Genomic DNA, 25,410 nt, shown 5'->3' on the forward strand with positions numbered 1-25,410 from the left:
GCCCGATTGGCTGCACTGCGGCTCGCTGCGCTGGGACGCGTCTGACTCGATCCTTGATGGGTGTCTACTTCAGCGCGGTTGGATGTTGCGGAACTCGTCGTGGTGCCAGGTGTGGCGGCTCAGTGCCGGGTCACGGTGGCCAACCGCGGCTCTGTGGTCGAGGCCTACACGCTGACGCCGGTCGGGGATCTGGCCGCGTACGCGGTGATCGAACCCGCCGTGCTGTCGCTGTACCCGGACGCCGAGGGCAGCGCCACGGTGACGATCACGGTCCCCCAGGAGGCCGTCGTACAGGCCGGTGACGTGCCGTTCGGCGTACTGGTCGAGCCGAAGGAGCACCCGGCCGACACTGCGGTGCCGGAGGCCATGGTTCATGTGGAGCCGTTCAGTGACCTGTCCGCGGAGCTGACACCGCGGACGTCGCACGGCTCGCGCGTCGGACGGCACACGGTGTCGATCGACAACCGCGGCAACCAGCCGGTGACGGTCGAGCTGACCGGCAAGGACCCGGACGCCGTGATGGACATCCGCTTCTCCCCCAGCACGATCGAGGTGCAGCCCGGTGCTGCGGCGTTCGCCAAGGTGAAGGCGCGTCCGCTGGACCGGATCTGGCGCGGTACGCCGAAGACGCGGCAATTCAGCATCGTCGTCACCCAGGTGGCGCGTGGCAATCGGCCCGGCGCGACCATCACCAAGGTCGAAGGCATGATGGTCCAGGACCCGATCCTGCCATCGTGGACTGGTAAGGCGATCGTCGGCGCACTGGCCGCCGCTGCGTTGCTGACCGGCCTGTGGTTCGCCGTACTGCGGCCGTCGGTGGAGTCCGCCGCGCAGAACGCGATCGAGAAGCCGCTGGCGGCGGTGAAGAAGGAGACTGCCGTTGCGAAGGAGGTGGCGGTCAAGGCCGAGGAGAAGGCCCAGGTCGCGCAGCAGCAGTCCAACAACACCCAGAACGGCCAGAACAACCAGAACAAGGCCCAGACCGAGCGCGACAAGCAGCTGGCCGCTCAAGCCGCCGCAGCCGTCGGTACGCCGTTCGCCCAGCGCTGGCCGCTGAGTGCGAAAGCGGGCGGGTCCGATCAGGCGACGTACATCGTCCCCAAGGGCAAGATCCTGCGGATCACCGACGTGAACTTCGAGTCCCAGGGCAGCACCGGCTACCTCGACCTGCGCAAGAACAAGGAGTCGCTGGGCGGCGTCGCTCCGCAGTACTTCCGCAACATCCAGGACTACCGCTACATCGCGCCGCTGGCGATCCTGCAGCCCGGCGACAAGGTCGTCGTCCACCTGAAGTGCGACGCACCGGCGCCGGGCGCAACCATCTGCGAGAACGCGATCATGGTCGGCGGCAACCTGGTCGCCGTACCGCCGGCCAAGCCCGCCGCCACCAGCTGACCCCACTCCCCACCAGAAGCCCGGTCCTCCTCGTCGAGGGCCGGGCTTCTACTTGCGTGGCTTCACTCGCTTGGTCGGTACGGCGGTCAACGGGTCCTCCGGCCACGGGTGGCGCGGATAGCGCGCCCTCAGGTCAGCCCGCACCTGCGGATAGCCCTGCTTCCAGAACGACGCAAGGTCGCTAGTGATCGCGACCGGCCGCCGTGCGGGCGACAGGAGGTGCAGTACGACTGGCACGCGACCATCCGCGACAGCTGGAGTCGCAGTCCAGCCGAACACCTCCTGCAGCTTCACCGCGAGCACTGGTGGCGCCACACCGTCGTACACGAGCCGCACCTCGGACCCCGAGGGCACCTGCAGCTTCTCCGGTGCGAGCTCATCGAACCTGGTTGCCGCCGGCCACGGCAGCAGTCGCCGGAGTGCCGACGCCACGTCGATGCGAGCGAGATCGCGCTCAGTACCCAACCACTCGTCCAGATTGCCCAACAGCGCTTCGTCGTCAACCGCCGGCCACGGACTGCCCAGGTGCGCATGACAGAACGCCAGCCGCTCCCGCAAAGCGACCGCAGCCTCCGACCAACGCAGTACCGACAGCCCACTGCGCCGAATACCCTCACGAACCGCCGCCTGCACCAGCACCGGATCAGGCTTGGCCAGCGGCACATCGCTCAGCACAATCGCCCCCAGCGCCTCAACCCGCCGCGCCACAACCCGCCCGCCCTCCCACCGAACCTGGTCAGTCGTCGACACGAGATCACCGGCAACGTCACGCGCCGTCTGCTCATCAATAGGCGCAGCAGACCGGATCCTGGCGTCAGCCCGCCCAGGCGCCCGATCAGCCACCGCAATCGCCAACCAGCCGCTCGTCCTTAAAGCCGACTGCTCATCCAAAACAGCCCCCGTCCCACCCGACATCTGGTACGTCGCCGACTCGGCCCCCCGAACCCGCCCAATCCGATCCGGATAAGCCAGCCCCACCACAATTCCGGCAGCCAGATCATCCGGTACGACGCGTGTCCCCGGCTGGCGGCTGGTCGTCGTACCGAGGCGTTTGGTTTCTTCTCGCCAGCGGGCCGTCGCGCCGCGGTCGTCGCCTCGGCGGAGGGATCGCCAGCGGGCAGGTAGGTCGTCGCCGAAGTCGCGGCCCGAGTCGTCCGAGAGCATCGCGACGATCTCGCGAGCCCGGTCAGCGCCCACTCGCGGCGCACCGTCGAGCAACGCACGTGCGAACCGCGGATGTGCCCCGACCGCCGCCATCCGCCGTCCGCGCTCAGTGATCCGCCCGTCGTCATCAACTGCATCCAGACGACGCAACAAGTCAGCGGCCGCGTTCATCGCCACCACCGGCGGCGCCTCGAGCAGCGTCAGACCAGCGCCAGCAGGCGCACCCCACGCAGCGAGATCAAGCGCAAAGCCAGCCAGATCGGCGATCGCGATCTCCGGCGCCGGATGATCGTCGAGATGCGAGTGATCGGTAGCAGACCAGCACCGATACACCCGCCCCGGCGCCTCACGCCCAGCACGACCCGCGCGCTGCTCAGCCGACGATCGCGAAACCCGGCAAGTCACCAGCGCACCGAGCCCACGCGACTGATCCGTCCGCGGCTCCCGAGCAAGACCCGAGTCGACCACCACCCGCACCCCAGGCACAGTCAGCGAACTCTCCGCCACCGACGTCGTGACCACGATCCGCCGAGTGGCGCCCGGCGCCAACGCCCGGTCCTGTTCCGCCCTGGACTGCCGACCGAACAACGGCAGCACGTTCTCGCCGGCCAGCCGCCGAGTCACCCCGTTGATCTCGCCCTCCCCCGGCACGAACACGAGCACGTCCCCGTCGTTCTCGGCGAGCGCACGCCGTACGACGGCCGCAACGTGATCCAGCAGCCGCGGATCAACCCGCCCACCCGGAAGCAGCGGCACTGCGACCGGCGGTGGCGCCCACTCGACGCCCACGTCGAACAACGCAGCCGACGCAGTGATCACCGGCGCCGAACCCAACGCGCGACTCAACCTCACCGTGTCCGCGGTAGCCGAAGTCGCCACGATCGCGAGGTCCTCGCGAAGATTCGCCCGGATATCAAGGCAGAACGCGAGCAGCAGATCCGCATCCAGGTGCCGCTCGTGACACTCGTCGATCACAATCGCGGCCACGCCCGGCAACTCCGGGTTCTGCTGCAGACGCCGTACCAGAAGCCCTGTCGTCACCACCTCAACGCGGACTCCGGTACCGCCGCTGCGTTCACCCCGCATCGCGTAGCCGATCCGCTGACCAAGCGGTTCCCCGACCAGCGTCGCCAGCCGAGCCGCAGCGGCCCGAGTGGCCATCCGCCGCGGCTCGGCGACGATGACCGTGCCCCCGAGCGCGTCGGCCAGCGCCAGCGGCAACAGCGAGGTCTTCCCGGATCCGGGCGGCGCGACCAGCACCGCCGTACCGTGCGAACGCACCGCCTCAACCGTGGCAGGCAGAACCGCCCGGACAGGCAGATCCGCCCCAGGCACCGACAAGTCAGGCAGCAGCACGCCCCGACGCTAGCCGACCGCCTGTCAGGGCTTGCCGAAGAGCTCGATCTCAGCGATCGCAGTCAGCGTCGCACGGCTCGGATTGGTACTGCGCACGACAGCGATCTGCACACCGCGCGCATCGTCGACCTTCAGCTTGAACTTCTGGTACTTCGAGCTGTCCGCCAGCCGGAACCGCTTGATCACCGGCTTGTCGCCAGTGAACACCGTGATCTCCAGCTCGGCCGGCCGCGGTCCTGCGACGAACTTCGGCGTCTGATCCGACACTCCCGCGTAGATCCCGAACTGCGTGAGCCGCACCGGCTGCTGGAACGTCCCGGTCAGGTACGGCCCGACCACTGCGTTCTTACCGACCCGCGGCGCGCCCCAGTACGTGTTCTTCGCGCCGTCGAAGGCGAGCGCCGGCACCTGCTTGCCCACCGCTCCACTGCCCTTGATCTTCGTCAGATGCACCGGCTGCGGATCAGTCACCATGTCCTGCACGGCATGCACTGCACGCATCACCAGCGGGCGCTGGGGAAACGCGAGAATGCCACCACCGGCCAGCAGAGCCAGTACGACGCCAATCCGGGTCGCACCGCGGAACCGGCGCCGCGCGTTGCTCGGCCGGAACCGAGTACCCGCGGCATAGATGCGTTCGCGACCGAGGAAGCGCCGCCACCACGCGGTCTTCTTGATCACCTTCGCATCGACCAAGCTGAACCCACACTTGGCGCAGAACCGCCGGGTGCCCTCGTTCGGCATCCCACAGCCGCCACAGATCCGGGAGCCGGTCGGAATGATCACCGGGGACTTGGACCGCCGCGGCATCTTCCGCTTGACCGTCTGCGGTTGCCGCGAGCCTGGCTTACGTGCAGGTGGCAGTGCGTCCGGCTGCCGCGGCTCTGGCGCCGGTACTGGTACCGGCCGATGCGGCTGCGTCTGCGCCTGCTCTGGCGGGGCGGATGCGGGGGCGGCGGCCTGCACTGCCGGCGCCTCTGCCGTGGTCTCAGCCCCGACTACTGCGGGCGTCTCTGCGACCGGCGCTGAGACCTGCATTGGGACGGGTTCGGGCGGCGCCTGCACGACAGTGGTCCGCCCAGCCGCAGCCGGCGTCGGGACACGCTCTCCCTCCCACTCCAGGAAGACACCGCAGCGGGCACAGAAGACAGTCCCGTCCTCGTTCTGCTCTCCACAATCACTGCACAAGATCATTGCCGACCTCCATGACCTCGATCCGGGCCGGCAGGTTCGCCGGCCGTAGCGCTTCGACAACGCGGTGCACAACCGCCCCGTCAGCTTCTTGCGGCACCCGTACGACGAGTCGTGGCAGATCCGAGCCCGGTGGCGCCGACTGCGCTCGCGCGGACCACGCCGTACCGCCGGACTCCGTCACCTCGGCCTCGACCCCGCAGGCCAGCCGCAGGGTCTCGCGCAATGCGGCGGCCGCGCCGCGGGAGCGGTGCAGCTCTACCGCGGCCGCGACCAGCAACCGCTGCCGGTCGGCCGGGATGCGTGGATCGGTGAACGCCGCCACCCAGGACCCAAGGAGCTCCACGAAGTCCTCCGGAGCCAGTGCGGGATCCAGGTACGCCGGGAAGTTGTCCAGCGTGGACACCACCGGCGCCAGCGCATCGTCGAACACCCCGGTCAGCCGCGCCGCGAGGTCGTCCTCGGCGTACAGGCCGGGCAGGATCGCCAGCAGGGGATGGGGGTTGTGCAGACCGTCGACCAGGCCGCGCATCGGTACTACCTCCGCACCTGGATCTGGTGCTCGAACGAGAACACCAGCTCCGTCCGGGCCAGGTCGATCCGCTCGACCGGCGTCTCACTGCGCGTCCCGAGGACCGGGTCCGCCAGGTACAGCCGCACGTCCTCCACCGACTCGACACCGCGCACGCGCTGCAGGGCGGCGTGGATGTCACCAGTCTGTACGGCGCGGCCGAGTGGCCAGCCGTCTTCGCGCGGACCGCCGACCTGCGGGTGCAGCAGGCGGTAGACCGCAGAGAGCGCTGCCGGGCGTACTCGCTCCGACGACGCGTCCGCTGCTGCCGTGAGCCTGGCAACGACCGTCACCGCCCGGTAGTACGGCGGTTCGATCAGCAGGCGGGCGCCGAGCATCCGGCGTGGTTCCAGGTGTTCGGCGAGTCGCTGCAGCACCTCGTCGGAGGGGCGCAGCGCACCGAAGTCGGTCTGGGCCTCCGGGTCGCCGGAGAGGCGCGGAATCACCAGCAGGCGAACGACATTCGGCTCACTCTCGTCCCCCGGAACACAGTGCACCCGACCGAGTTCGGGAGTCGCCTCGCGGGCGAGCAGTTCGTAGTCCTCGGCCGTGACCGCGCGCGACGCCGTACGCAGAGAGAGCGGTCCCCGCTGCATCGCGTCGGACACCTGCTCACCGTCGACGCCGCCGATCGCGGGCCGCCGGTTGTCGACCTCGGACACGAACGGGAGAGAACTCTTGAGAACGCGGAGAGCGTGTGCTGCGACGTTTCCCGCGCTGCCACCACCGATCCGATACCGGTCGAGCCGCAGTACGGCGCCCTTCGGCGGCACCGCGCCGTACGACGTGAGCGCGCCGTCGGGCTGCCGTACCGCCGGACCGAACAGCAGTTGGCCGGTCTGCCGGTCGAGCGCGAAATGGTGGTCCTCGGCCGTCGACGCGGCGAAGCTGTCGACGAGCGTCCATTCCTGCCAGCCGTCGTCGGTTCCGACGCGCAAGATCTCGGGATCCGCAGAGAGCGCTATCGGGCGACGCTCGAGAACGAACCGCTGACCGGCACTGCCATCGCTACGCCCGATCTCCTCGAACAGGACGGCCTCGGCGTGCTCCGCGGTCGCCGTACCGCCGATCGTGGAGGCCTCGACCGAACGCAGCTTCGGGGACTCGCTGTAGAACGGCTGATCGACGTCCGGCTCGGTCAGGACGCAGCGCAACCATCCGGCCCGCTGCTGCGCGATCACGGACGGAACGTGGTCGCGCGGGATGTGCAGCACGATGTCGCCGGCCCGGTTGAGACCGCCGGTACCGTCGCGGTCGACCTCGCACGGGACCCAGTCCTCGCCGTTCCAGGCCTCCCAGCGCAGCGGCGGGTCCAGCGGGTCGACACCGATTCCTTCGACCTCGCAGTCCATCCGGAGCAGGACCGCGCAAGACGGAGCTGCCTCGGTGAGACCGATGTAGAGAGCGCTCCCCGGCGTCGGCGGCTCCGGGAAACAGTCGAACCCGACCCCGTCCTGCAGCTCGACGGTCCGGTCCATCGCCCCGCCGCCAACGTTGCCGGTAGCAACGGTCTGCAGAGCGGTGGTCACGATCGGCAGGTCGTCGACGGTACTGAACCCGATCGCCTCGTCGTGCTCGGTGCGCAGCGTCGCAACCTCGGTACCGGCCCGGACGGTGATCGTCTCGGGCTGGGCCGCGGACAGCCAGAAGGTGACGTCGGCACGAGCCGCGACCGGCGCGAACAGCTTCACCCCAATCAGGTCCAGGAAGCGCAGATAGTTGCGCTCCGGCACCCGATTCAGCCGATACATCAACTGGTCGACCATGGTCGCGAACGCCTCCACCAGCGTGACGCCGGGATCGGACACGTTGTGGTCGGTCCACTCCGGGCAGCGCTGCTGGATCATCCGCTTGGCGTCGTCCACCAACTGCTGGAACCGGCGGTCGTCGAGATTCGGCGCAGTCAAGGTCATGAGTTGGCTCCGGCGTCGATCTCGATGTGCTCGGGGATCAGGTAGAAGGGGAAGACCAGGTTCCGCGGGTTGTTGCTGCCGCGGATCGTGTAGTGCAGATCGATATAGAGCGCTCCCTCGTCGACCTGGTCGAAGTGCACCTGGACGTCGAGCAGGTCGATCCGCGGCTCCCAGCGGTCCAGCGCGATCCGCACGTCGGCGACGATCTTGCCTGCCGTGGTCGCGTTCGCGGGCGCGAAGATGTGGTCCTGGATCCCGCAGCCGAACTCCGGCCGCATCGGCCGCTCACCGGGTGCGGTCCCGAGGATGAGCCGGATACTCTCCTCGATCTCCCGGTCGGCCCGGACCAGCGCGACCCGCCCGGTCGCGTCCGTACGCAACGGGAAGGCCCAGCCGGCGCCGACGAACTCCGAGCTCACCTCATCCTCCGATCATCACAGTGGGCGCGCCCATCGCGATGGGTGCGCCGCAGGCGGTCATGTCCCCCAGCCGGGCGGCCGGCAGGCCGCCGATCAGCACGGTCATCGATCCCGGCGGTACGACGGCCGACGGCGGATGCAGCGGGATCGCGCAGATGTGCGGGGTCCCGACCGTCGCGGCCGGCATCCCGCCGATCAGTACCGTCGGCACTCCCGGAGGTCCGAGCGCGCCGCCGTGTCCGGTCGGGTCGCCCACCCGGGCGGCTGGTCCTGGCATACCCGGCTCCCTAGTTGATCTTCACGAGTGCGGCCTGCAGGGTGAGCGCCGCGCCGCCGGTGATCTCGGTCGCGGCCTGGCCTTTGACCCCGACCTTCGCCGCCGACAGCGACGCCTCCGCCGTCCCCTGCAGAGCGACCTTGACGCCCTTGACGTTCACGTCGCCGGTCCCGCCGTCGAGCGTGATCCCGGCCCGCGCGGAGAGCGCGATCTTGTCTCCGCCGGTGATCTTCACGCTGCCGTTCTGGGCCGTGATGTCGACGCTGTCCTTGGCCTCCACCACGACCTTGCCGTCGCTGTGCACGGTGATCACCGGTCCGTTCCCGGCGTCCATGGAGACCTTGAGCTTGCCGTCGCCGGTCTGCAGCCAGATGCCGTTCTGCGCCGCCGCTTCGAGCAGTTCGAGCGAGTGCCCGGTGCGGCTGACCATCGCGCGCCGGCTCACCTGGCCCGCGCCCGAGTCCACGCTCTCCGACTGAGCGGCGTACGGGAGGTTCTTGGCGCTGTAGAGACCACCGAGCACGTACGGCGCGTCGATGGCACCGTGGTCGAAGGCGACCAGCACCTCGTCGTTGACCTCCGGGATGACCATCGCACCGCGGTTGCTGCCGGCACCGGCTTGGATGACCCGCGACCAGGTGGTGGCGAAGTCGTCGTGCATCCACGGCAGCCGGACCTTGACGCGACCGAGCTTGTCGGGGTCCTTGATGTCGGTGACGACGCCGGTGACGATGCCATGCCGCTCGGAACCGGAGCCGCCGCTCAGACCGAGCATCGAGCGATCCTGCTGCCCGGTGACCGAGATCAGGGTCGTGTAGCCGCTGTCGTTGTCGAACACGTGTCGGACCCGAGAGAGCGTGTACTTACCGTCGAACGGCGCACCAAGGTTGCTGAGGGCAACAGCCGATCCGGCGTGCAGGTTCGGGTTGCCCCGGCAGACGCCTTCCAGCTCGGCAAATGTCCCGGCCACCCGCTCGGCAAGCGCCTTGGCAGCGGCCTCGGCTGTCGCCTGGGTGCGATGCGGAACGTGCGTGACCACCCAAGGCTGCGCACCGAACGACTTGGCCAGCTCCGCGGGCTTCGCGCCGATCTCAGCGGTCTTGGTTTGCACGGGCGCGGTCGCAGAAACCGCTCTCTGACTGGCGTCGTCCCAGCCTCGGACCTCGACCGAGGGCACCTGGCCGGCCGCGGTCACCGCCGTCCGCAACCGCAGCAGGTCGGACCCGAGCTCCAGGGCCTGGGGCTGGGTTCCGTCCGAACCGCTCGGGGCGGTCGAGGCATCGACCGGTTTGGTGAAGGCGAGCGTCTTGTTCTCGACCGCCAAGTGGTAGCCGACGCTGTCGGCGAGCATGCGCAGGAAGTCCCAGTCGGTCTGGTTCGCCTGACTGACCAGGTCGTGCACGGTACTGGTCGAGTCGATCGTCGCGGTCTTGATGTTGTTGCGCTGAGCAACCTTCCGGACGATGTCGCTGATCGTCGACTGCTGGTACGTCATGCTCCGGGTCCCGCGCAGCATCCGGTGCGCCGCGTCGTACCCACGCACCACCGTGAACGTGCCGGTACTGTCCACCTCGATCTCGAGCGCAGTCACCTCGGCGACCAGAAGATCGCGGGGAGCGCTCTCCTGGTGTGCGTGCACGGACAGCTTGAGCTCGACACCGATCGCGATCTGCGACTTGGCCAGCACCAGGCGGTCCGGATCGCGGAAGCGCAGCGTGAACATGTCCGGCAGGTGCAGATTGTCGTCCACCCAGACGCCGGCCACGAGCGACATGAGATCGTCGGGGAGCGCTCCCCCGGCGACGCTGATCCCGAGGGTGCTGGAGATGTTGGCATTGGCCATCTCAGCCCGCCAGCAGTTCGTCCGGGGACGGCAGCAGCAGCGTGCTGCCGGGCGCGACCCGGTGCGGGTCGTCGATGTCGTTCGCCGCAGCCAACGGCCGCCACATCGCCGGGTCGCCGTACTCGGCGTACGCGACCGCGGCCAGCGTCTCGCCTTCCAGCAACACATGGGTACGGCGGGCGGTCAGGCTGCCGGAGGTCGGGTTCTGCTTGGGCGTGATCGCCGGCATCTCCTGCAGATCGACCGTGCAGGTCGCCCGGACCGGAGTTCCCTCGGGGGTGAAGAGCGTGTACTTCGCGGTGACCGAGGTGATGAAACTCGGGAAGAAGTCGAGCGCTCCCCAGTGGAAGACCACCAGCGGCGGTACCGGCTTGTTCTTGCCCAGGCTGTTGTCGGTCGGGGCGCAGCACTCGAAGAGCGCTTTCACCGCTTTCACCACGGAGTCGTTCATGGTGTCGGTGGAGTCGAAGAACATCTCCACCGTCAGCTTGCCGGGCTCCGGCCCCTGGAACTCCGGCGGCGCGGCCTTCTTCGATCCGCGGGCCGGCTCGCTGTTCCACTTGGCGGCCTTCTTGACAGTGAGCTCGTTCGGGTTGAACTGGAACGCGATGGTGCCCTTGCTCGCGCCCAGCGTGGCGCCGGCACCCTTGTTCGGCATTGCCTCGTGGATCTCCAGGTAGGCCTTCGCCAGATTCCCACGCGCCACCGCCCGCACCACCCCTCATCACCGGCCGGCTCTCCAACCGGACCTTGCTGTCGAGGCTAGGGACGCGGCCGCCGGACAGGCAGGTGCACCAGCGCCGCACCGAGGGACCTCCCCTCTTCCCGAAAGGGCAGGTCGAATTAGGATTCCCTCACAAACGTTCTCCGCTGGGGGTGAGAGCGACGGGGTCGCCGTTACTGCAGATCGACGTACTCGGACCGGCCGAGCTGTTGACCCCTGCCCGCGAATCGGTCCCGCTACGGCAACCGCTCACCCGGGCGCTCGCGGTCCGGCTCGGGCTGGCCCGCGGCAAACCCGTTGCCGACGGCATCCTGATCCGCGATCTCTGGGGCGACGACGACGATGCGGCCCGGCCGCTGGCCCGGCTGCGGGTGCTGGCCTCCCGCCTGCGCGGTGCGCTCGGCGACCAGGCCGGGGCACTGCAGCGGACCTCGGCCGGCTTCCGCCTGCTCGCCGAACCCGCCGACCTCGACGCAGCCGAGAAAGCGCTCTCTGGCCTCGATCTCAGCCGCGGCGGCGACCAGGCCAGGGTGTTCGACACCGCCGCCGCTGCCCTGGCCCGCTGGCGCGGTGATCCGCTGTCCGATCTGGACGGCATCCCGTTCGTTGCTGCAGAGCGGGAACGCCTGGAGTCCCTGCGTTTGGAGCTGCAGCTGGCGTGGGCCGAGTCGGGCCTGGCCCTCGGCAAGTTCGTCGAGCCGGAGCTCGAGCGACTGGTCTGCGTCCATCCCTTGCACGAACGCCTGGTCGGGCTCTCCGCGCAAGCGCTCTTCCGGGCCGGCCGCCAAGCCGATGCGCTGGACCGGCTCCACGCGCTCCGGGTCCGGCTGGCCGACGAACTCGGAATCGACCCGGCACCCGAGACGGTCTCCCTCGAGGGCGACCTGCATACTCGACTGACAGCGCCGTCGAGGCTGCGGACGTCATTGCCGACCGCCGCGAGAACCTTCGTCGGCCGCCGGCAGGAGCAGGCCGACCTCCTGCAGCAGATCCAGCAGCCCGGCCTGATCACCTTGCTCGGCGGCCCCGGCGCCGGAAAGACCCGGCTGGCCCGCGAGCTCGCCGCCCGGACGGCCGACGACGGCCGCCTCGTCGCCTGGTTGGATCTGGCGCCCGCACAGCCGGGAGACGACCTGGAGAGCGCTCTCGCCGGCGCTGCCGGAGCCACCAGCGGCGACCACTCGATCGGCCACTCCGCCGAACTACTCACCGACGCACTACTAGTCGTCGACAACGCCGAACACCTCGTCGACCAGGTCGCCACGGTCATCGACGTACTGCGCTTCAAGTCGACGGGCCTGTCAATCCTGGTCACCTCGCAGCGCCCACTCCGCCTGACCGATGAACAACTCCACCGAGTCGCCGCCCTGACCGCCGCCGAGGCAACCCAACTCTTCTGCGACCGCAGCGGCGCCGAGCCAAGCGCTGCCGTAGAACGAATCTGCACAGCAGTCGACCGTCTCCCCCTCGGCATCGAACTCGCCGCCGGCTTGACCCGAACCCTGTCAGTCGACCAACTCGCCAAACGCATCGACCACCGGCTCCGCCTGCTTGTCCGCGGCCTCCGCGACGCCGGCCCCCGGCACGTAAGCCTGCGCTCAGCCCTCGACTGGAGCCACGAACTCCTGGGCCCCCAAGAACGCATAGCCCTCCGCCGCCTAGCCGTCTTCGCCGCCGGCTGCACCCCCGAAGCCGCCGCCTACGTCCTCACCGACAACACCCCGACCCAAAGCGCGAGCGGCGACGCACCGGACGACGGGCGGGCGGCCGGTGGGATTGCTGGTGATCAGGTTGATGGGTTGCTGGCTGAGTTGGCTGACCGGAGTCTGATCACCAGCGGGCCGGAGCGGATCGGGTTGCTGGAGACGGTTCGCGAGTATGCACTCGACCAACTGCGTTCCTCGGGGGAAGAGAGCGCTCTACGACATCGGCACGCTGCCTGGTGTGTGGAGCTCGCGAAGTTCGGCGGTGCGTACGGACCTCAGGATCAACGGCTGCTTCTCGGCGAACCGGAGCTTGCTCGGCTGGTCCGCCTGGAAGAACCCAACATGCTCGCCGCGATCGACTGGTGCATGGGCGAGGGCAACGACCCCGGCCGGGTCAGCGAGTTCGTCGCGCCACTCGGCTGGCACTGGATGTCCCGCGGGATGATGGCGCAGGCCAGCGAATGGTTGTGCGCGTCGCTCCCCGCCCTGGCGCCGGGAACGGCAGAACGAGGGAGCGCTCTCCGAGGATTCGCATTCCAGGCCCGCAGCGTCGGCCGGTACGACGAAGCACTCGAAGCCGGGCTGGAGTGCCTGCAGATCTACCGGGCACTGGGCGACAATCGCGGTCTCGCCAGGACGTACCACGTGCTGACACTGACCAGTCTCGGACTCGACGACGTCTACGCCGCTCTCGACTACGCACACCAGGCCGGGACGATGGCCGAGACCTTGGACCTGCCCATCGTCCTCGGGGCATCACTCAACTGCACTGGCCTGGCATTGCGCATGCTCGGCTACCCGGCCGAGGCCAAGGACCTGTTCGAGCAGGCCTACGACATCTGGGCCGCTGTCCGCGACGACGAAGGTCTCGTGCTGGCTTCGAACCATCTCGGCGTACTGGCTGTCCAAGCCGGTGACACCGCCGAGGGCCGACGACGCGCGCTCTTCTGCCTCCGGATGGCGCGGGGCATCGGCGGCCTGCTCGGGATCCTCGACGGTCTGGCCCTGCTCGCCACAGTCGAGGCCGCCGAGGGCAACCCTGAAGAGGCAATCCGGCTGATCGCCGTCGTCCAGCATCAGCGCGAGGAGTTGAGCAGTCCCATCCAGGTCGCCGACGAAGCCAGCGCGCTGGCCGCCGCCTGGGAGGAGTGCCGTCGCGCCCTCGGCGCCGAGGCCCACCGGCTCGCTGAGCTAGCGCGTCGCCAATCGCCGGAGACGCTCGCCGCCGAGATCCTGGCCGGCTGATGCGTCTCGAGATCCGTGTTCTCGGACCGCCCGAGATCGTCTCTGCCGCTCGCGAAACCTTGCTAGTACGGCAGCCGCTCGCACAGGCCTTGGCAGTCCGGCTCGCGCTCGCCCGTGGTGAAGCGGTTGCCGACGACATCTTGATCCGCGATCTCTGGGCCGATGAAGACGCCGCTCGACCAGCCGCCCGACTGCGAGTGCTGGCCTCGCGGCTCCGCGGCGCACTCGGAGAACACGCGACCGCATTGCGTCGCAGCCCGGCCGGGTTCAGTCTGCTGGCCGAGCCCACCGATCTGAGCGCCGCCGAGAAAGCGCTCTCTACGATCGACGCCGTACGGCGTTCTGGAGATCAGGCCCGGGTGTTCGGCACGGCCGCTGCCGCGATCGATCTGTGGCGTGGGGATCCGCTGGCCGGTCTGGAGGACATTCCGTTCGTCGACGCGGAACAGCGGCGGATGCAAACGCTCCACGTGGATCTCCAGCTCGCGTGGGCCGAGGCCGGGCTCGCGCTCGGCCGGCCGGTCGGACCGGAGCTCGAGCGGATGATCGCCGTACACCCACTGCACGAACGGCTGGTCGGGTTGTCCGCGCTCGCCCTGACCCGAGCCGGTCGGCAGGCGGAGGCCCTCGATCGATTGCGCAGCCTGCGATCCCGGCTCGCCGATGAACTCGGGATCGACCCGACCCCGGAGACCGTCGCGCTCGAAGACGACCTCCGCGGTCATCGCCCACCCGCGCCACGAATTCCGTTGCCTACGGCAGCGAAAAACTTCGTCGGCCGCGATCGCGAACTGGCCGCCCTCTTGCGCGAACTCCGCCGACCGACACTGATCACACTGCTGGGCGGACCGGGCGCCGGCAAGACGAGACTGGCCCGCGAGGTCGCGGCCCAAACTGCCGAGCACGGCCGCTCCGTAGCGTGGCTCGACCTCGCGCCCTTACGCCAAGGCGACAACCTGATCGCCGCACTGGCTGGTGCCGTCGGAGCCGACGGCGGAGGCGAATCGCTAGGACACTCCGCCGAACTGCTGACCGGCGCGCTGCTCGTTGTCGACAACGCCGAGCACCTCGCGGACGCCGTCGTACCGATGATCGACGCGTTGCGATTCAAGGCCGTCGACCTGTCGATACTGGTCACCTCGCAACTCGCGTTGGGCTTGTCCGATGAGCAGGTACGACGGGTTGGGCCGTTGGCTGTTGCGGATGCGGCGCAGTTGTTCTGCGACCGCTGCGGCGCCGAGCCGAGCCCCGCGGTGGAACAGGTCTGCGCCGCGGTTGACCGGCTCCCGCTCGGCATCGAACTGGCCGCAGGTCTGACGCGGACGTTGTCCGTCGAACAGCTCGCGGCCCGGATCGAAGGCCGGCTCCGGCTGTCGATCCGCGGGTTCCGTGCTGCCGAATCTCGCCATTCGAGTCTGCGGGCAGCTCTGGACTGGAGCCACGAACTGCTGGAACCACCGGTACGAACCGTGCTGAGGCGGATGGCGGTCTTCGCCGGCGGCTGCGCATTGGATGCGGCCGAACAGGTGCTCGCGGGTGACGGCATCGAGGCCGACGAGGTGGCCGAACTGCTCGCGGTTCTCGTCGACCGCAGTCTGGTCACGATGGATGTGGACGAGCGGTTCAGTTTGCTGGAGACCGTGCGTGAGTACGGCCTCGAACATCTTCGGGCGGCCGGTGAGGAGACCGCCGTACGGAATCGGCATGTTCGGTGGTGTGTGGAGCTGGCGCAGTTCAGCCGGCATGCGGCAGCGCTGCATCAGCGGCTCGCGTTGCGGCAGCAGGTGACTGGCCGGGTACTGCGGCTCGAGGAGCCGAACCTGGTGGCTGCGATCGACTGGTGCCTTGCCGAGGGCAACGATCCGGCGCGGGTCGGCGAGATCGTCGCGCCGCTGTCGTGGCACTGGGTGTTCCGTGGACTGATGGGCCAGGCTCGTGCGTGGCTGCGCGCGTCGCTGGCCGGACTCACCGAGCCGACCGTCGAGCGAGCTGCTGCGTTGGCTGGATTGGCTGCGCAAACGCGGTTCGCGGGTGGGTTCACCGAGGCCTTGGAGACCGGGCTGGAGAGCGCTGCCATCTACCGTTCTCTCGGTGACAACCGTGGGCTGGCGATCGCTTCCCAGGGACTGACGTTGACGAGTCTCGCGCTTGATGACGTGTACGCGGCACTGCAGTTCGGGCACGAGGCCGAGGTACTCACCCGCGGGCTGGGGATGGGCGTCGTACTGGGTGCCGCACTGAACTGCAACGGGATGGCGCTGCGGCAACTTGGGTATCCGGCCGAGGCCCGGGCCTTCATCGTCGAGGCGTACGACGTCTGGGCCGCGGTGAACGACGAGCAGGGCAAGGTGCTGGCGATCGGAAGTCTCGGTCTGCTGGACTTCCAGGCCGGAGATCACGAGAGAGCGCGATCTCGCGCTCTGGAGGCGCTCCGGATCGCGCGCGGGATCGGGTACTCGACCGGCGTACTCGATTGCTTTGGCCTGCTCGCGATCCTGGCCGCCGCTGAGGGTTCCTACGAGTTCGCCGTCCGGCTGCTCGCGGTCAGCGACCACCAACGCGCCGAGATCGGCGCCCCCGTCTTCATCACCGACCGCCTGCAAGCCGAAGCCACCGCCTGGTCCCGATGCCGCGCCGCCCTAGGCCCCGAAACCGACCGCCTAGCCACCCTCGCCCGCCACCAATCCCCCGAGCCCCTAGCCGCCGAGCTCCTCGCCCTTTGATCCCTCAACCCGCGGCGCCCTAGCGAATAGACAAGAACTCTTGTGCAAGACACATTGCACGGACTGTCGTGCATCGAATGGCAGCCGGTCAGAGCCGCCCGCGGGCCTCGGTCAGGTGGTTCAGGACGGCCGTGGCGCCGGCTTTCTCCGCGAGCGCGGTGGCCTCGGCCAGCAGAGCCTCGGCGTCGGCCGACCGCCCTTCGTCGATCGCGAGGTGAACGAGACCGACCAGGTTCGCCGCCACCCCCTCGGTGAAACCGAGTGCCCGACGGAGCTCGGTCGACTCCCCCAGCAGCCGACCTGCCTCTTCGGTACGACCGGCCCGGTGAGCGGCAATACCGAGATGCCGGAGCACATAAGACAAGGTCAGCTGATCCCCGCTCCGACGAGCCAGCTCAGCCGAAGACTCCAGCGCAACCAGCGCCGGCTCACTGTCATCCCGCACGACCTGATGGAAACAGCCGACCCAGAACAACGCCTCCGCCCGAGCCCGATCGTCCCCTTCGGACAACTCGAGCGCACGCTGAAACAACTCCAGCTCACGCGGATCCTCCGCGCGCGTGTCGAGGAACCGAGCATGCAGAACCTTCCCCCGCACCAACGCCAACTCAGCCTCGACCGCATCCAACTCGCGATCCGCCCCAGCCAGTCCCGTCAAGTCCCCCTGAAAGATCGCCCGCTCGTACACTTCACCGGCCCGCCGCACACGCTCATCCACGTTTTCCTCCAGGGCGTTTCGTAGTCATCAGTACGTCGATCCCGTCCAGGATCCGCTCGAGGCCGAAGGCCACGTCATCGTCCACGATGTCGTCGGTGTATTCGTTCCCGGCCACCATGGACGCCAGCACCGAATATCCCAGTTCCTGCAGCCGGGGTTCGAGGAACCGGGTCACCGCCGCCGACTGGACGGGTGTGGCGGTGCTGTCGCGCACATCGCGACGCGTGCCGGCGATCTGCCGCGCATAACCGTCCAGCAGCAACGCGCAGGCCAAGCCCTCATTGGGAGACAGACCGGCACCGGTCAACGCCTTCAGGATCGCCTCCGCCCAGCCCAGCAGGTTCGGCGTCACCGGAGCCCCGCGGATCGGCAGGTCGCAGAGCCATGGATGAATCTCGCATCGGTCGAGCATTGCCCGAGTCCAGGTGGTCGCTGCGGCGCGCCAATCTCCCCCGGACATCAGGTCCGGGGGTGGACCCCAGGCTGCTTCGGCGACGAGCACCAGCAGTTCGTCCCGGGACCTGACATACCGGTAGATCGCGTTGGCGGTCAGCCCGATCCGCTGCGCGATCTTGGGCATCGAGATGGCAGCGAAGCCGTTGGCATCAGCCAGTTCGAGAGCTGCAGCGACGACCTGCTCGACACTCTGCGACGGCTTCCGGCCGAGCTTGCCCGACTTGACCGGAAGGCTCCACGCCAAGGCGAGCCCCGGCGGCAGCTCCGCATCGTCCGCGATCGGCATCAGGCCGGTTCCTCTCGTCAGCAGAACGCCGATTGACTTCGTGTGCACCTTACACTTATCTTTCGTGTGACCCACACACAAATCAGATCAGGGTAGGGGCGCGAGATGGAACAGCAGGAGCAGAAGCACGAACCGGGCCGCCGAAGAGTGCGGCTCTGGACTTCTCGCCGGCTGGGGGTGCTGCTGACCACGGCGGTCCTCGTCACCGCTACGGCCGGGGGCGGAGCAGCCACCGCGTTGCCGGCGAGCCCCGACGCACCCCGGCCCCCAGCTGCCACCGTGGTCTCGACCGATCTCGGCGCAGTACGAGGCAAGCTCGAGACCGACGCCAGGATCTTCCAGGGGATCCCTTACGCCGCACCGCCGACCGGTGAACTCCGCTGGGCATCCCCGCAGCCGGCCACTCCGTGGCGTGGCGTCCGGGACGCCACCAGGCCCGGCAATCGATGCGCCCAGGCCGAAGGGCTGATCGATCGGCCCAGCTCCACCGAGGACTGCCTCTACCTCAACGTGACCACGCCGAGCCACCGCAGCGAACGCAGACTGCCGGTGATGGTCTGGATCCATGGCAACGGCTTCATCAACGGCGCCGGCAGCCTGTACGGCGCGCAGCAGCTGGCGAGCAGCGGGAACGTGATCGTCGTCAGCTTCAACTACCGGTTGGGAGTCTTCGGTTTCCTCGCCCATCCGGCGCTCGACCACGGCCGGGCCCGGAACCTGTCCGGAAACTTCGGCCTCGAGGATCAGCAGGCTGCGTTGCGGTGGGTGAAGCGCAATGCCGCCGCATTCGGCGGCGACCCAGGCAATGTCACGATCTTCGGCGAGTCCGCCGGTGGTACCAGCGTCTGTGCTCAGCTGGCCGCGCCCGGATCCGCAGGTCTGTTCCAGAAGGCGATTGTGCAAAGCGCCCAGTGCGCCGGCCGGAAATGGTCACCGGGGCCACCGACCTGGTTTCCGTTGTCACGCGCCGAGCGCGAACAGAGCGGCATCGAGGTCGCAGCCAAGATCGGCTGCTCCGACCCGAGCACCGCAGCGGATTGCCTGCGCGACAAGCCCGTGGACGACCTCGCGAAGTTGTCCGATGTCGGGGTCGGCTCAGGTCCTACGTTCGGCGGCGGCCTGCTTCCGCTCAGCCCGGAGCGCGCTTTCGCCACCGGCCGCTTCCATCACGTGCCCATCGTTCAGGGCACGACCCGGGACGAGCACAACCTCTTCACCGCGGCCATCGAAACGGCGACCGGTCAGCAGACGACTCCCGCGAGCTATCGCGAACAACTCGCCGCCCTGTTCAGCGCGGCTGATGTCGAACGGATCCTGGCCCGGTATCCCGTCAGCCGGTTCCATTCCGCCGGCGAGGCCTTGTCGACCGTCGTGACCGACTGGGCGTGGGGCTGTCCGGTTCTCGATCAGAACCGCGCAGTCGCCGAGCACACATCCTTGTACGCCTACGAGTTCGCGGACGAGAACGCTCCCTGGTTCAGCGTCCTCCCGAAGCCCAACTTCCCCACCGGCGCGTTCCACGGTGCCGAACTGCAGTACCTCTTCGCCGACGAGCAACTCCCAGGGCCCCTCACACCCGGTCAGCAACAACTGTCGGCGACCATGATCCGGTACTGGGCACAGTTCGCATCCACCGGGAACCCGAACGGCGACGGGCAACCAGGGTGGCTGCCCTTCCAGAGCAGAGACCACGTCCAGGCACTCGCACCCGCGAAGATCGGCTCGGCCGACCTTGCCCAGGAACACCAGTGCTCCTTCTGGAACTCAGTACGCTCCTGACCCGCTCAGGCGCCGGTGTCGATGAAGCCGTGGTGGGCTATTTCGATGGTTTCGGTGAGGACGTCGGCGGGGCCTTTGGTGAAGGTGGGGCCGGTCCAGCGGACGGGGATGACGTCGATGAGGCCCCAGCGGGCTACTACCGTGCCGTCGGTGGTCATGGCGGTGATCTGGCCGGTACGGCGTTGGACGCCGGCGGCCAGGCCGGAGATCCACTTGGCGACGCGCTCGGTTTCCTTGGTGAGCGGGCGGGTCAGCTTGATGTTCGGGAATTTGAGGCGGGACGGGATCTGCAGCATGTAGGCGTTGTTGCCGCCTTCGTTGCGTTGCTCGATCACGACTTCGACGCCGAGTCCTTCGCAGCTGGTGAACAGACCGAGGTCGACGTCGTCCACCTGCACCATGAAGCGGACGCCGACAGCCGGCATCAGGTCGGTTCCACTCATCGCGTCACCACATCCGATCCATCAAGGTGCCTGTGCGGTCGCGGTCTACGACCAGTTCTGCGCGGAGGCGGCGGGCGATTGGTTCGTACAGCCGCCGGGCTAGGCCGTCGACATCGGCGGCAGAGAGCGCTCCCCCGGTTCCCGATGGCGTTCCCGAGGCCGGCGTACTGGCTGGTGCAGCGGGGGCGGCGGGTGGGAGGGCGACCGAGGTGGAGGTGTCGTCGGCGCTGACGCTCTGGACGACGTTGCCTTCGACCAGACCGCCCGCCGCGGCAGACCCCGCAGCGGGCGGCCGGGCCACCGCCGGTGCAGGCCCGGCGTCACCGGCCGGGCTGCTGACGGTGCTCATGCTCCCCTGGGCTGCCGGAGTGGCAGAAACTGTTGGCAGGCTGGGGAGACCTGCCGATGAGCCGGGTGTTCCTGGGGTGCTCGGGGGAACGGGCGGGACGCCGTAGCTGGTGCCGGAGGGGCCTGCGCTGTCGACCGAGTGCGGTGGGAGGTAGGTGATCGGCTGGGCCGGTGATGCGGCGTTGCCAGTCGGGGGTGACAGCATCTCGCTGACGTCGGAGCTGAGAGCGCGCTCTCCGAGCAGGGGTACGGTCGCGCCTGCTGCGCTTGCGATGTCTTGGAAGGCGTCGGTGACGACGGGTGGTACCGGGAGCATTTGGTTGCTGCTAGCAACCGATCGGGCTAGTGCGAGGGGTGGTACGGCGGCTGCGGGGGAACTGGGGATCGCGACCTCGGTGGAACCGGCGGCGGCGAGGTTCGCGGCGATCGTGGATGGGTCGGTGGCGGGTGGGGAGGCTACTGGGAGGGCCTGGGATGGGAGCGGGCCGGTGAGTGGGGCCCCGAGGCCGGCCCGGCGGCGGGAGAGACCGGCAGGCGCCCCTGCCGGAGCCGCCGGGCCGGCCGATTGAGAAGCCACCGGCAGACCGGCAGCGGTGGTGCCGGTCGCCATCGCCTCGACCGCCTGAGCCACGTCGGCTGAGCCGGATGCGGTGCCGCCTGTCGGCGTGAGGGTTGGCAGGAGGTTCTGGAGGGTTGGGACGGTGAGTGCGCGGCGGGCGTCGGCGGGAAGTGCTGCGGTGACCTGGCTCAGTCCCGGAGCCGCGAGCCGCGCCAACGGCATCGAGGCCGCGGAGGCGGGACCGCCGAGTGCCGAGGCGGCCGCCGTACCGGCTTCACCCAGTGCTGGGCTGGCAACGGAACTGATTGCCGGGGGCAACAGGTTGGCCGCAGCCGACGGAGTCGCGCTGCCCAGCAGCGCCGAAGCGATGGGAGAACTGGTTGCTGATGACAACGTGCTGGCCGCGCTCGACGAGACGGCACTGCCCAGGAGCGCCGAAGCAGTCGCCGCAGAGCCGGGCCCAGCCAGAGGAAATGAGCCGGCCACGCCCGAAGCGCCCAGGAGTTCGCCGGCTGCAGCGGCGCCGGGCGCGGAGCCAGATCCGACCGCGGAGGCGAGCGACGAGGTGAGCGCGGGAGCTGCGCCGAGGGATGGGGCCGAACCGGCTGTTGCGACTCCACCCCCGGCCAGAACTTCGCCGAATGTCGGCTCATTCATCAGTGCTGCAAGGGCAGGGCGAGCCAGAGCTAGCGCCCCGTCGGACATGGCGGAGCCGGCCGAACCCGAGGTGCCCAGCAAGGCCGCCGTGGCTGCGGGTACGCCGTCGCTGAACGCGGAGCCGGCGCCTGCGAGGGGGCCCGCGCCGAGGCCGGCAGTAGCGCCGGAGGTGAGAGCGTGGCTGGCACCTGCCAGGGGGCCGGCGCCGGAGGTGAGGGCGTTGCCGGCGACGGCCATCGGGCTGGAGTCGAAGTCGGCTGCAGCGCCGGAGCCGGCAGCGGTGAGGGCAGCAGAGCCCAAGCCGATCGCATTGCCGGAACTTAGCGCGGCGCTCGCACCGGCTGGGAAACCAGAGCCGATGGCGGCCGCAGTGCCGGAGGCTGAGGTTGTTGATCCGAGGAGTGCGGCTGCCTCGGGGCTGGCTGCTGCGGGCCTGCCGGCGCGGTTGCCGGTGAGGGCGTTGCGGACTGCTTGGATTACGCGGCCGATCGGCCCTGGGGCGGCCGGAGCCTCGTCAGCACCCGAGCCCTCGCCGGTTAGGGCGCCGGGGAATGAGTTGTAGGGGCGGACGTCTAGGGCTGCGTCGGCGGCGTAGGGGCGGGGTTGGCCGGGGGTTATGAGGTTGGAGAGGAGGCCGCTGGGGGCGGTGGGGTCTAGGTGGTGGGCCATGTCGCCGGTGAAGGCGGGTGAGCGCCAGGACGGGATCCAGTCGCCGCTCGGCGGGCGCAGGGTCGCGGGGGCGCCCTGGGCTAGCTGGCCGATCATCAGTCTCCCTCGGTGATGCGGCGGTTGATCTTGGAGATCTCAGTGACGAACGCCTGCCGCTGCGGGTGTTCGAGGTCGAGGATGTCGTCCAGGCGCCAGTGGAAGTGATAGGCGACGTACGCGATCTCCTCCTGCAGGCGGCCGGTCGCGTACGTCAGGATTCCCCCAGGCGGCCACCGGCGATGTCGACGGCGAACTGTTGTTCGCACGAGGGGCAGGTGACGGCGGCGCGGGTGTGGCCTTCGGAGTTGATGCGGCGGTAGAGGTCCTGGAGGAAGGCGACGTCGGAGGCGAACATGTTCTCGACCACCTGGGCGTCGATCCGGGACACGTCGCCTAGGCGGGTGATCACGCGGGCCAGCAGGACGACGGTGGTGAAGGCCGGGTTCTCCTGGACACGGGCGTCGTACAAGGGCAGGAGCTCGTCGCGGGCTGTTGCCAGGCGCATCGTTCCCGACTTGTGTACGACGCCGTCCGCGTCCAGGTAGCCGCGCGGGAGCTCGAAGTCGAACTCGGTGCGCAGCGTCGGTGCGGGCGTGGCCGCCGCCGGGGCGGGCGCGGGCTCCGCAGGGGAGGCCGCGTCCGCCACGAGGGTGTTCGTGTGGGCGCGACGCATCACGCGTACTCCATCTCGTCCCAGCACACGGTGAACTTCTCGGTCAGTGCTTCGGTCGAACCGGCCTTCAGGGTGCCGCCCAGCTCGACGTCCTTGATCCAGCAGTTGCGGAAGTTCAGCCGCCGCAGCGGCTGGCCGTCGGAGGTGTAGATGCACACCTCGGCGGTCTTGCGGGCGCCCTTGATGTCGCCCTGCATGACCGACTTCAGCCAATCGGTGACGGTCTTGGAGTCGGTCAGGCCGCGGGTGACGGTGAACGTGGACGGCTTCGGCCGCCCCATCACCTGGCGGGCCACGAACTTGCCGTCCTTGGCCTGCTCGGAGAACGAGATCATGTCGACCTCGGCCTTGAGGCCGGAGACCTCCATGACATAAGGCACCTCGACCCCGTCGATCGAAACGCTGAACGAATACGCGGTCGCCATGTCCATGGCGTCTGCGAGCGGCATCGGAATCTCCCTTTCCTAAATTCTGGTTACTCGTTGACGAGGCTGGTGCCGCCGGAGAACTGCGACAGCTGGAACACCACGAACTCGGCCGGCTTCACCGGCGCGATACCGATCTGGCAGGTCACCTGACCGGCGTCGATCGCCTCGGCCGGGTTGGTCTCCCGGTCGCACTTCACGTAGAACGCCTCGTCCGGAGTGAGCCCGAACAACGCTCCCTTGCGCCACTCGTTCACCAGGAAGGCGCTGATGGTACGGCGGACGCGTGCCCACAGCGCGTCGTCGTTCGGCTCGAAGACCACCCACTGGGTGCCGTTGAGGATCGACTCCTCCATGTAGTTGAAGAGCCGGCGCACGTTGATGTAGCGCCACGCCGGGTCCGAGGAGAGCGTGCGGGCGCCCCAGATCCGGATGCCGCGGCCCGGGAACGCGCGGAGAGCGTTCACTCCGACCGGGTTCAGCAGGTCGTGCTCGGCCTTGGTGATCACGGTCTCGAGTGCGATCGCGCCGCGGACCACCTCGTTCGCCGGGGCCTTGTGCACACCGCGGGACTCGTCGGTGCGGGCCCAGATGCCGGCTGCGTGACCGGACGGCGGGACCAGGATGTTGCGGCCGGACGCCGGGTCGAACGTCTTCGCCCAGGGCCAGTACAGCGCGGCGTACCGCGAGTCGTAGCCGGCCTGGTTCATCCGCCAGTCCTTGATCTGCTGGGCGTTCAGCCCGGGCGGCGGGTCGATGATCGCCATCCGGTTGCCCATCAGCTCGCAGTGCGTGATGACGGCCTGCTGGACCGAGTGCACGGTCTCCAGGTCGATCGCGCCGCGCTGGTAGGCGCTCATGAGGTCCGGTACGGCGACGATCGTGACGTCCTCGATCGCTTCCAGGCTGGAGAATCCGGTCCGGTCGGCGACGTCACCGACGTAGTCGGCGGCACCGACTCCTTCGCCGGTCGCGGCCGGGGCCGGCGGGGCCACCAGTGACTTCTTGCCCTTGGCAACCGGTTCGAGGGCGGCCGACTGGGTCAGCTCCTCGACCTTGACCAGCTTGGACTTGGCGTTCACCACGGTCGCGACGTTGTTCGCCTTGTCGGCGCGGCGGTCCGGGACGACCGGGTCGTACTCCTCGGTCGGCCGGCCGTTGGCGCGCACGGTCAGCTTGATCGCACCCTCGGGCGCGTTCTCGGTCCCGCTGTCGGCGACCTCGACGGTGACGTCGGGGCTCTTGCCGTTCGCGCTCTCGATCGCGGTCACCTTGTAGTGGCCGAGGGTGGTCTGCGGCGCACCGGCCGGCAGCTCCTTGGGCGCCTGGCCGTTGCCGGCCGACTCGCCACCGATCCGGATGATGTACGCCGCCGAGCCGCCGTTCTGGATGTAGCCGAAGACGGCGTGGGCCAGGTACGACCCCTCGACGAAATCACCGAAGGTCTGGGTGAACTGCGTCCAGTTGGTGATGAGCGTCGGGGTGTTCAGCGGGCCCTTCTCGGCGAAGCCGACGAACGCGGCGACCGCGGTACCGACGCCTTCGATCGGCCGCTGCCCGGCCTCCACCTCCTCGACGTAGACACCGGGCGACAGGTAGGTCGGCATTTTCACTCCTTCGAGCTGGTCTGGGTCTCGTACCCAAGCCTCAGGGCTGAGGGCGTTCGCCGGTACGTCCGCGCGGCCTGGGCCCGGGGAAGGAAGCGGTGCACCATCGGGCAGGTGCGTCACCGGTCGGTAAGCAGAGCTGTTCTTGACAAGGCCGAACAACCGGCGTGCTATGCAAAGAGGGATATCTAGGCGGGGACGGATGGTTGCCTGGGGCGCCCCCG

The 25,410-nt window shown here is 68.9% G+C and carries 20 protein-coding genes; 4 read left to right on the forward strand and 16 right to left on the reverse strand.

Annotated elements, in window-relative coordinates:
* Positions 1 to 60 precede the first annotated feature (60 nt).
* On the forward strand, positions 61 to 1,395 hold the full coding sequence (locus ACFTSF_RS22345; protein ID WP_380155621.1) for a hypothetical protein: 1,335 nt from the start codon (positions 61 to 63) through the stop codon (positions 1,393 to 1,395).
* 48 nt (positions 1,396 to 1,443) lie between these two features.
* On the opposite strand, the gene hrpB is transcribed toward ACFTSF_RS22345, so the two are convergent.
* The 8 genes from hrpB to ACFTSF_RS22385 are packed head-to-tail and all read right to left on the reverse strand — an operon-like array spanning position 1,444 to position 10,835.
* Positions 1,444 to 3,915 carry an ATP-dependent helicase HrpB gene (gene hrpB / locus ACFTSF_RS22350; protein ID WP_380155622.1) on the reverse strand — a complete coding sequence of 824 codons (2,472 nt, stop codon included), beginning with the start codon at positions 3,913 to 3,915 and terminating at the stop codon, positions 1,444 to 1,446.
* A 24-nt stretch (positions 3,916 to 3,939) separates the two neighbouring features.
* A complete protein-coding gene (locus ACFTSF_RS22355; RefSeq protein WP_380155623.1) occupies positions 3,940 to 5,109 on the reverse strand; it encodes an NADase-type glycan-binding domain-containing protein in 1,170 nt (389 codons plus the stop codon).
* Positions 5,093 to 5,638 carry a phage tail protein gene (locus ACFTSF_RS22360; RefSeq protein ID WP_380155624.1) on the reverse strand — a complete coding sequence of 182 codons (546 nt, stop codon included), beginning with the start codon at positions 5,636 to 5,638 and terminating at the stop codon, positions 5,093 to 5,095. Before ACFTSF_RS22360 ends, ACFTSF_RS22355 begins: the two co-directional genes overlap by 17 nt.
* A 5-nt stretch (positions 5,639 to 5,643) precedes the next feature.
* On the reverse strand, positions 5,644 to 7,590 hold the full coding sequence (locus tag ACFTSF_RS22365) for a putative baseplate assembly protein (protein WP_380155625.1): 1,947 nt from the start codon (positions 7,588 to 7,590) through the stop codon (positions 5,644 to 5,646).
* Positions 7,587 to 8,009 carry a GPW/gp25 family protein gene (locus ACFTSF_RS22370; RefSeq protein ID WP_344146276.1) on the reverse strand — a complete coding sequence of 141 codons (423 nt, stop codon included), beginning with the start codon at positions 8,007 to 8,009 and terminating at the stop codon, positions 7,587 to 7,589. The genes ACFTSF_RS22365 and ACFTSF_RS22370 overlap by 4 nt, the downstream gene beginning before the upstream one ends.
* 1 nt (position 8,010) lies before the next feature.
* Positions 8,011 to 8,286 (reverse strand): PAAR domain-containing protein, encoded by a 276-nt coding sequence (locus tag ACFTSF_RS22375; RefSeq protein ID WP_132401897.1) that lies wholly within the window; start codon positions 8,284 to 8,286, stop codon positions 8,011 to 8,013.
* A 10-nt stretch (positions 8,287 to 8,296) separates the two neighbouring features.
* A complete protein-coding gene (locus ACFTSF_RS22380) occupies positions 8,297 to 10,129 on the reverse strand; it encodes a VgrG-related protein (protein WP_380155626.1) in 1,833 nt (610 codons plus the stop codon).
* 1 nt (position 10,130) lies between these two features.
* Positions 10,131 to 10,835 carry a peptidase M23 gene (locus ACFTSF_RS22385; protein ID WP_380155627.1) on the reverse strand — a complete coding sequence of 235 codons (705 nt, stop codon included), beginning with the start codon at positions 10,833 to 10,835 and terminating at the stop codon, positions 10,131 to 10,133.
* A gap of 170 nt (positions 10,836 to 11,005) precedes the next feature.
* On the opposite strand from ACFTSF_RS22385, the gene ACFTSF_RS22390 reads away from it, so the two are divergent.
* Both ACFTSF_RS22390 and ACFTSF_RS22395 read left to right on the forward strand, forming a co-directional pair.
* On the forward strand, positions 11,006 to 13,804 hold the full coding sequence (locus tag ACFTSF_RS22390; protein ID WP_380155628.1) for an ATP-binding protein: 2,799 nt from the start codon (positions 11,006 to 11,008) through the stop codon (positions 13,802 to 13,804).
* Positions 13,804 to 16,527 carry an ATP-binding protein gene (locus ACFTSF_RS22395; protein ID WP_380155629.1) on the forward strand — a complete coding sequence of 908 codons (2,724 nt, stop codon included), beginning with the start codon at positions 13,804 to 13,806 and terminating at the stop codon, positions 16,525 to 16,527. Before ACFTSF_RS22390 ends, ACFTSF_RS22395 begins: the two co-directional genes overlap by 1 nt.
* 88 nt (positions 16,528 to 16,615) lie before the next feature.
* Here the strand turns inward: ACFTSF_RS22395 and ACFTSF_RS22400 are convergent, their stop codons facing one another.
* Positions 16,616 to 17,245, reverse strand: coding sequence for a tetratricopeptide repeat protein (locus ACFTSF_RS22400; protein WP_380155630.1), 630 nt, complete (start codon positions 17,243 to 17,245; stop codon positions 16,616 to 16,618).
* Positions 17,238 to 18,035, reverse strand: coding sequence for a TetR/AcrR family transcriptional regulator (locus tag ACFTSF_RS22405; protein WP_380155631.1), 798 nt, complete (start codon positions 18,033 to 18,035; stop codon positions 17,238 to 17,240). The genes ACFTSF_RS22400 and ACFTSF_RS22405 overlap by 8 nt, the downstream gene beginning before the upstream one ends.
* A 57-nt stretch (positions 18,036 to 18,092) precedes the next feature.
* Between ACFTSF_RS22405 and ACFTSF_RS22410 the strand changes: the two genes are divergently transcribed.
* Entirely contained in the window at positions 18,093 to 19,766 is a 1,674-nt protein-coding gene (locus ACFTSF_RS22410; RefSeq protein WP_380155632.1) for a carboxylesterase/lipase family protein, read from the forward strand.
* Positions 19,767 to 19,771: 5 nt separating this feature from the next.
* Here ACFTSF_RS22410 and ACFTSF_RS22415 read toward each other — a convergent pair whose 3' ends face one another.
* The 6 genes from ACFTSF_RS22415 to ACFTSF_RS22440 are packed head-to-tail and all read right to left on the reverse strand — an operon-like array spanning position 19,772 to position 25,186.
* Complete coding sequence (locus ACFTSF_RS22415) at positions 19,772 to 20,209, reverse strand: phage tail protein (protein ID WP_380155633.1); 438 nt, start codon at positions 20,207 to 20,209, stop codon at positions 19,772 to 19,774.
* Positions 20,210 to 20,213: 4 nt separating this feature from the next.
* Positions 20,214 to 22,538, reverse strand: coding sequence for a hypothetical protein (locus tag ACFTSF_RS22420; protein WP_380155634.1), 2,325 nt, complete (start codon positions 22,536 to 22,538; stop codon positions 20,214 to 20,216).
* Positions 22,538 to 22,747: a DUF6760 family protein gene (locus ACFTSF_RS22425; RefSeq protein ID WP_344146304.1), complete on the reverse strand. Its 210-nt coding sequence runs from the start codon at positions 22,745 to 22,747 to the stop codon at positions 22,538 to 22,540. Before ACFTSF_RS22425 ends, ACFTSF_RS22420 begins: the two co-directional genes overlap by 1 nt.
* Entirely contained in the window at positions 22,693 to 23,154 is a 462-nt protein-coding gene (locus tag ACFTSF_RS22430) for a hypothetical protein (protein WP_380155764.1), read from the reverse strand. The genes ACFTSF_RS22425 and ACFTSF_RS22430 overlap by 55 nt, the downstream gene beginning before the upstream one ends.
* Complete coding sequence (locus ACFTSF_RS22435) at positions 23,154 to 23,603, reverse strand: phage tail protein (protein WP_344146307.1); 450 nt, start codon at positions 23,601 to 23,603, stop codon at positions 23,154 to 23,156. Before ACFTSF_RS22435 ends, ACFTSF_RS22430 begins: the two co-directional genes overlap by 1 nt.
* A gap of 26 nt (positions 23,604 to 23,629) precedes the next feature.
* A complete protein-coding gene (locus ACFTSF_RS22440) occupies positions 23,630 to 25,186 on the reverse strand; it encodes a phage tail sheath family protein (RefSeq protein ID WP_380155635.1) in 1,557 nt (518 codons plus the stop codon).
* Positions 25,187 to 25,410: the final 224 nt, after the last annotated feature.

Source organism: Kribbella sp. NPDC056951 (genome assembly GCF_042674205.1).
Taxonomy (GTDB): Bacteria; Actinomycetota; Actinomycetes; order Propionibacteriales; family Kribbellaceae; genus Kribbella; species Kribbella yunnanensis.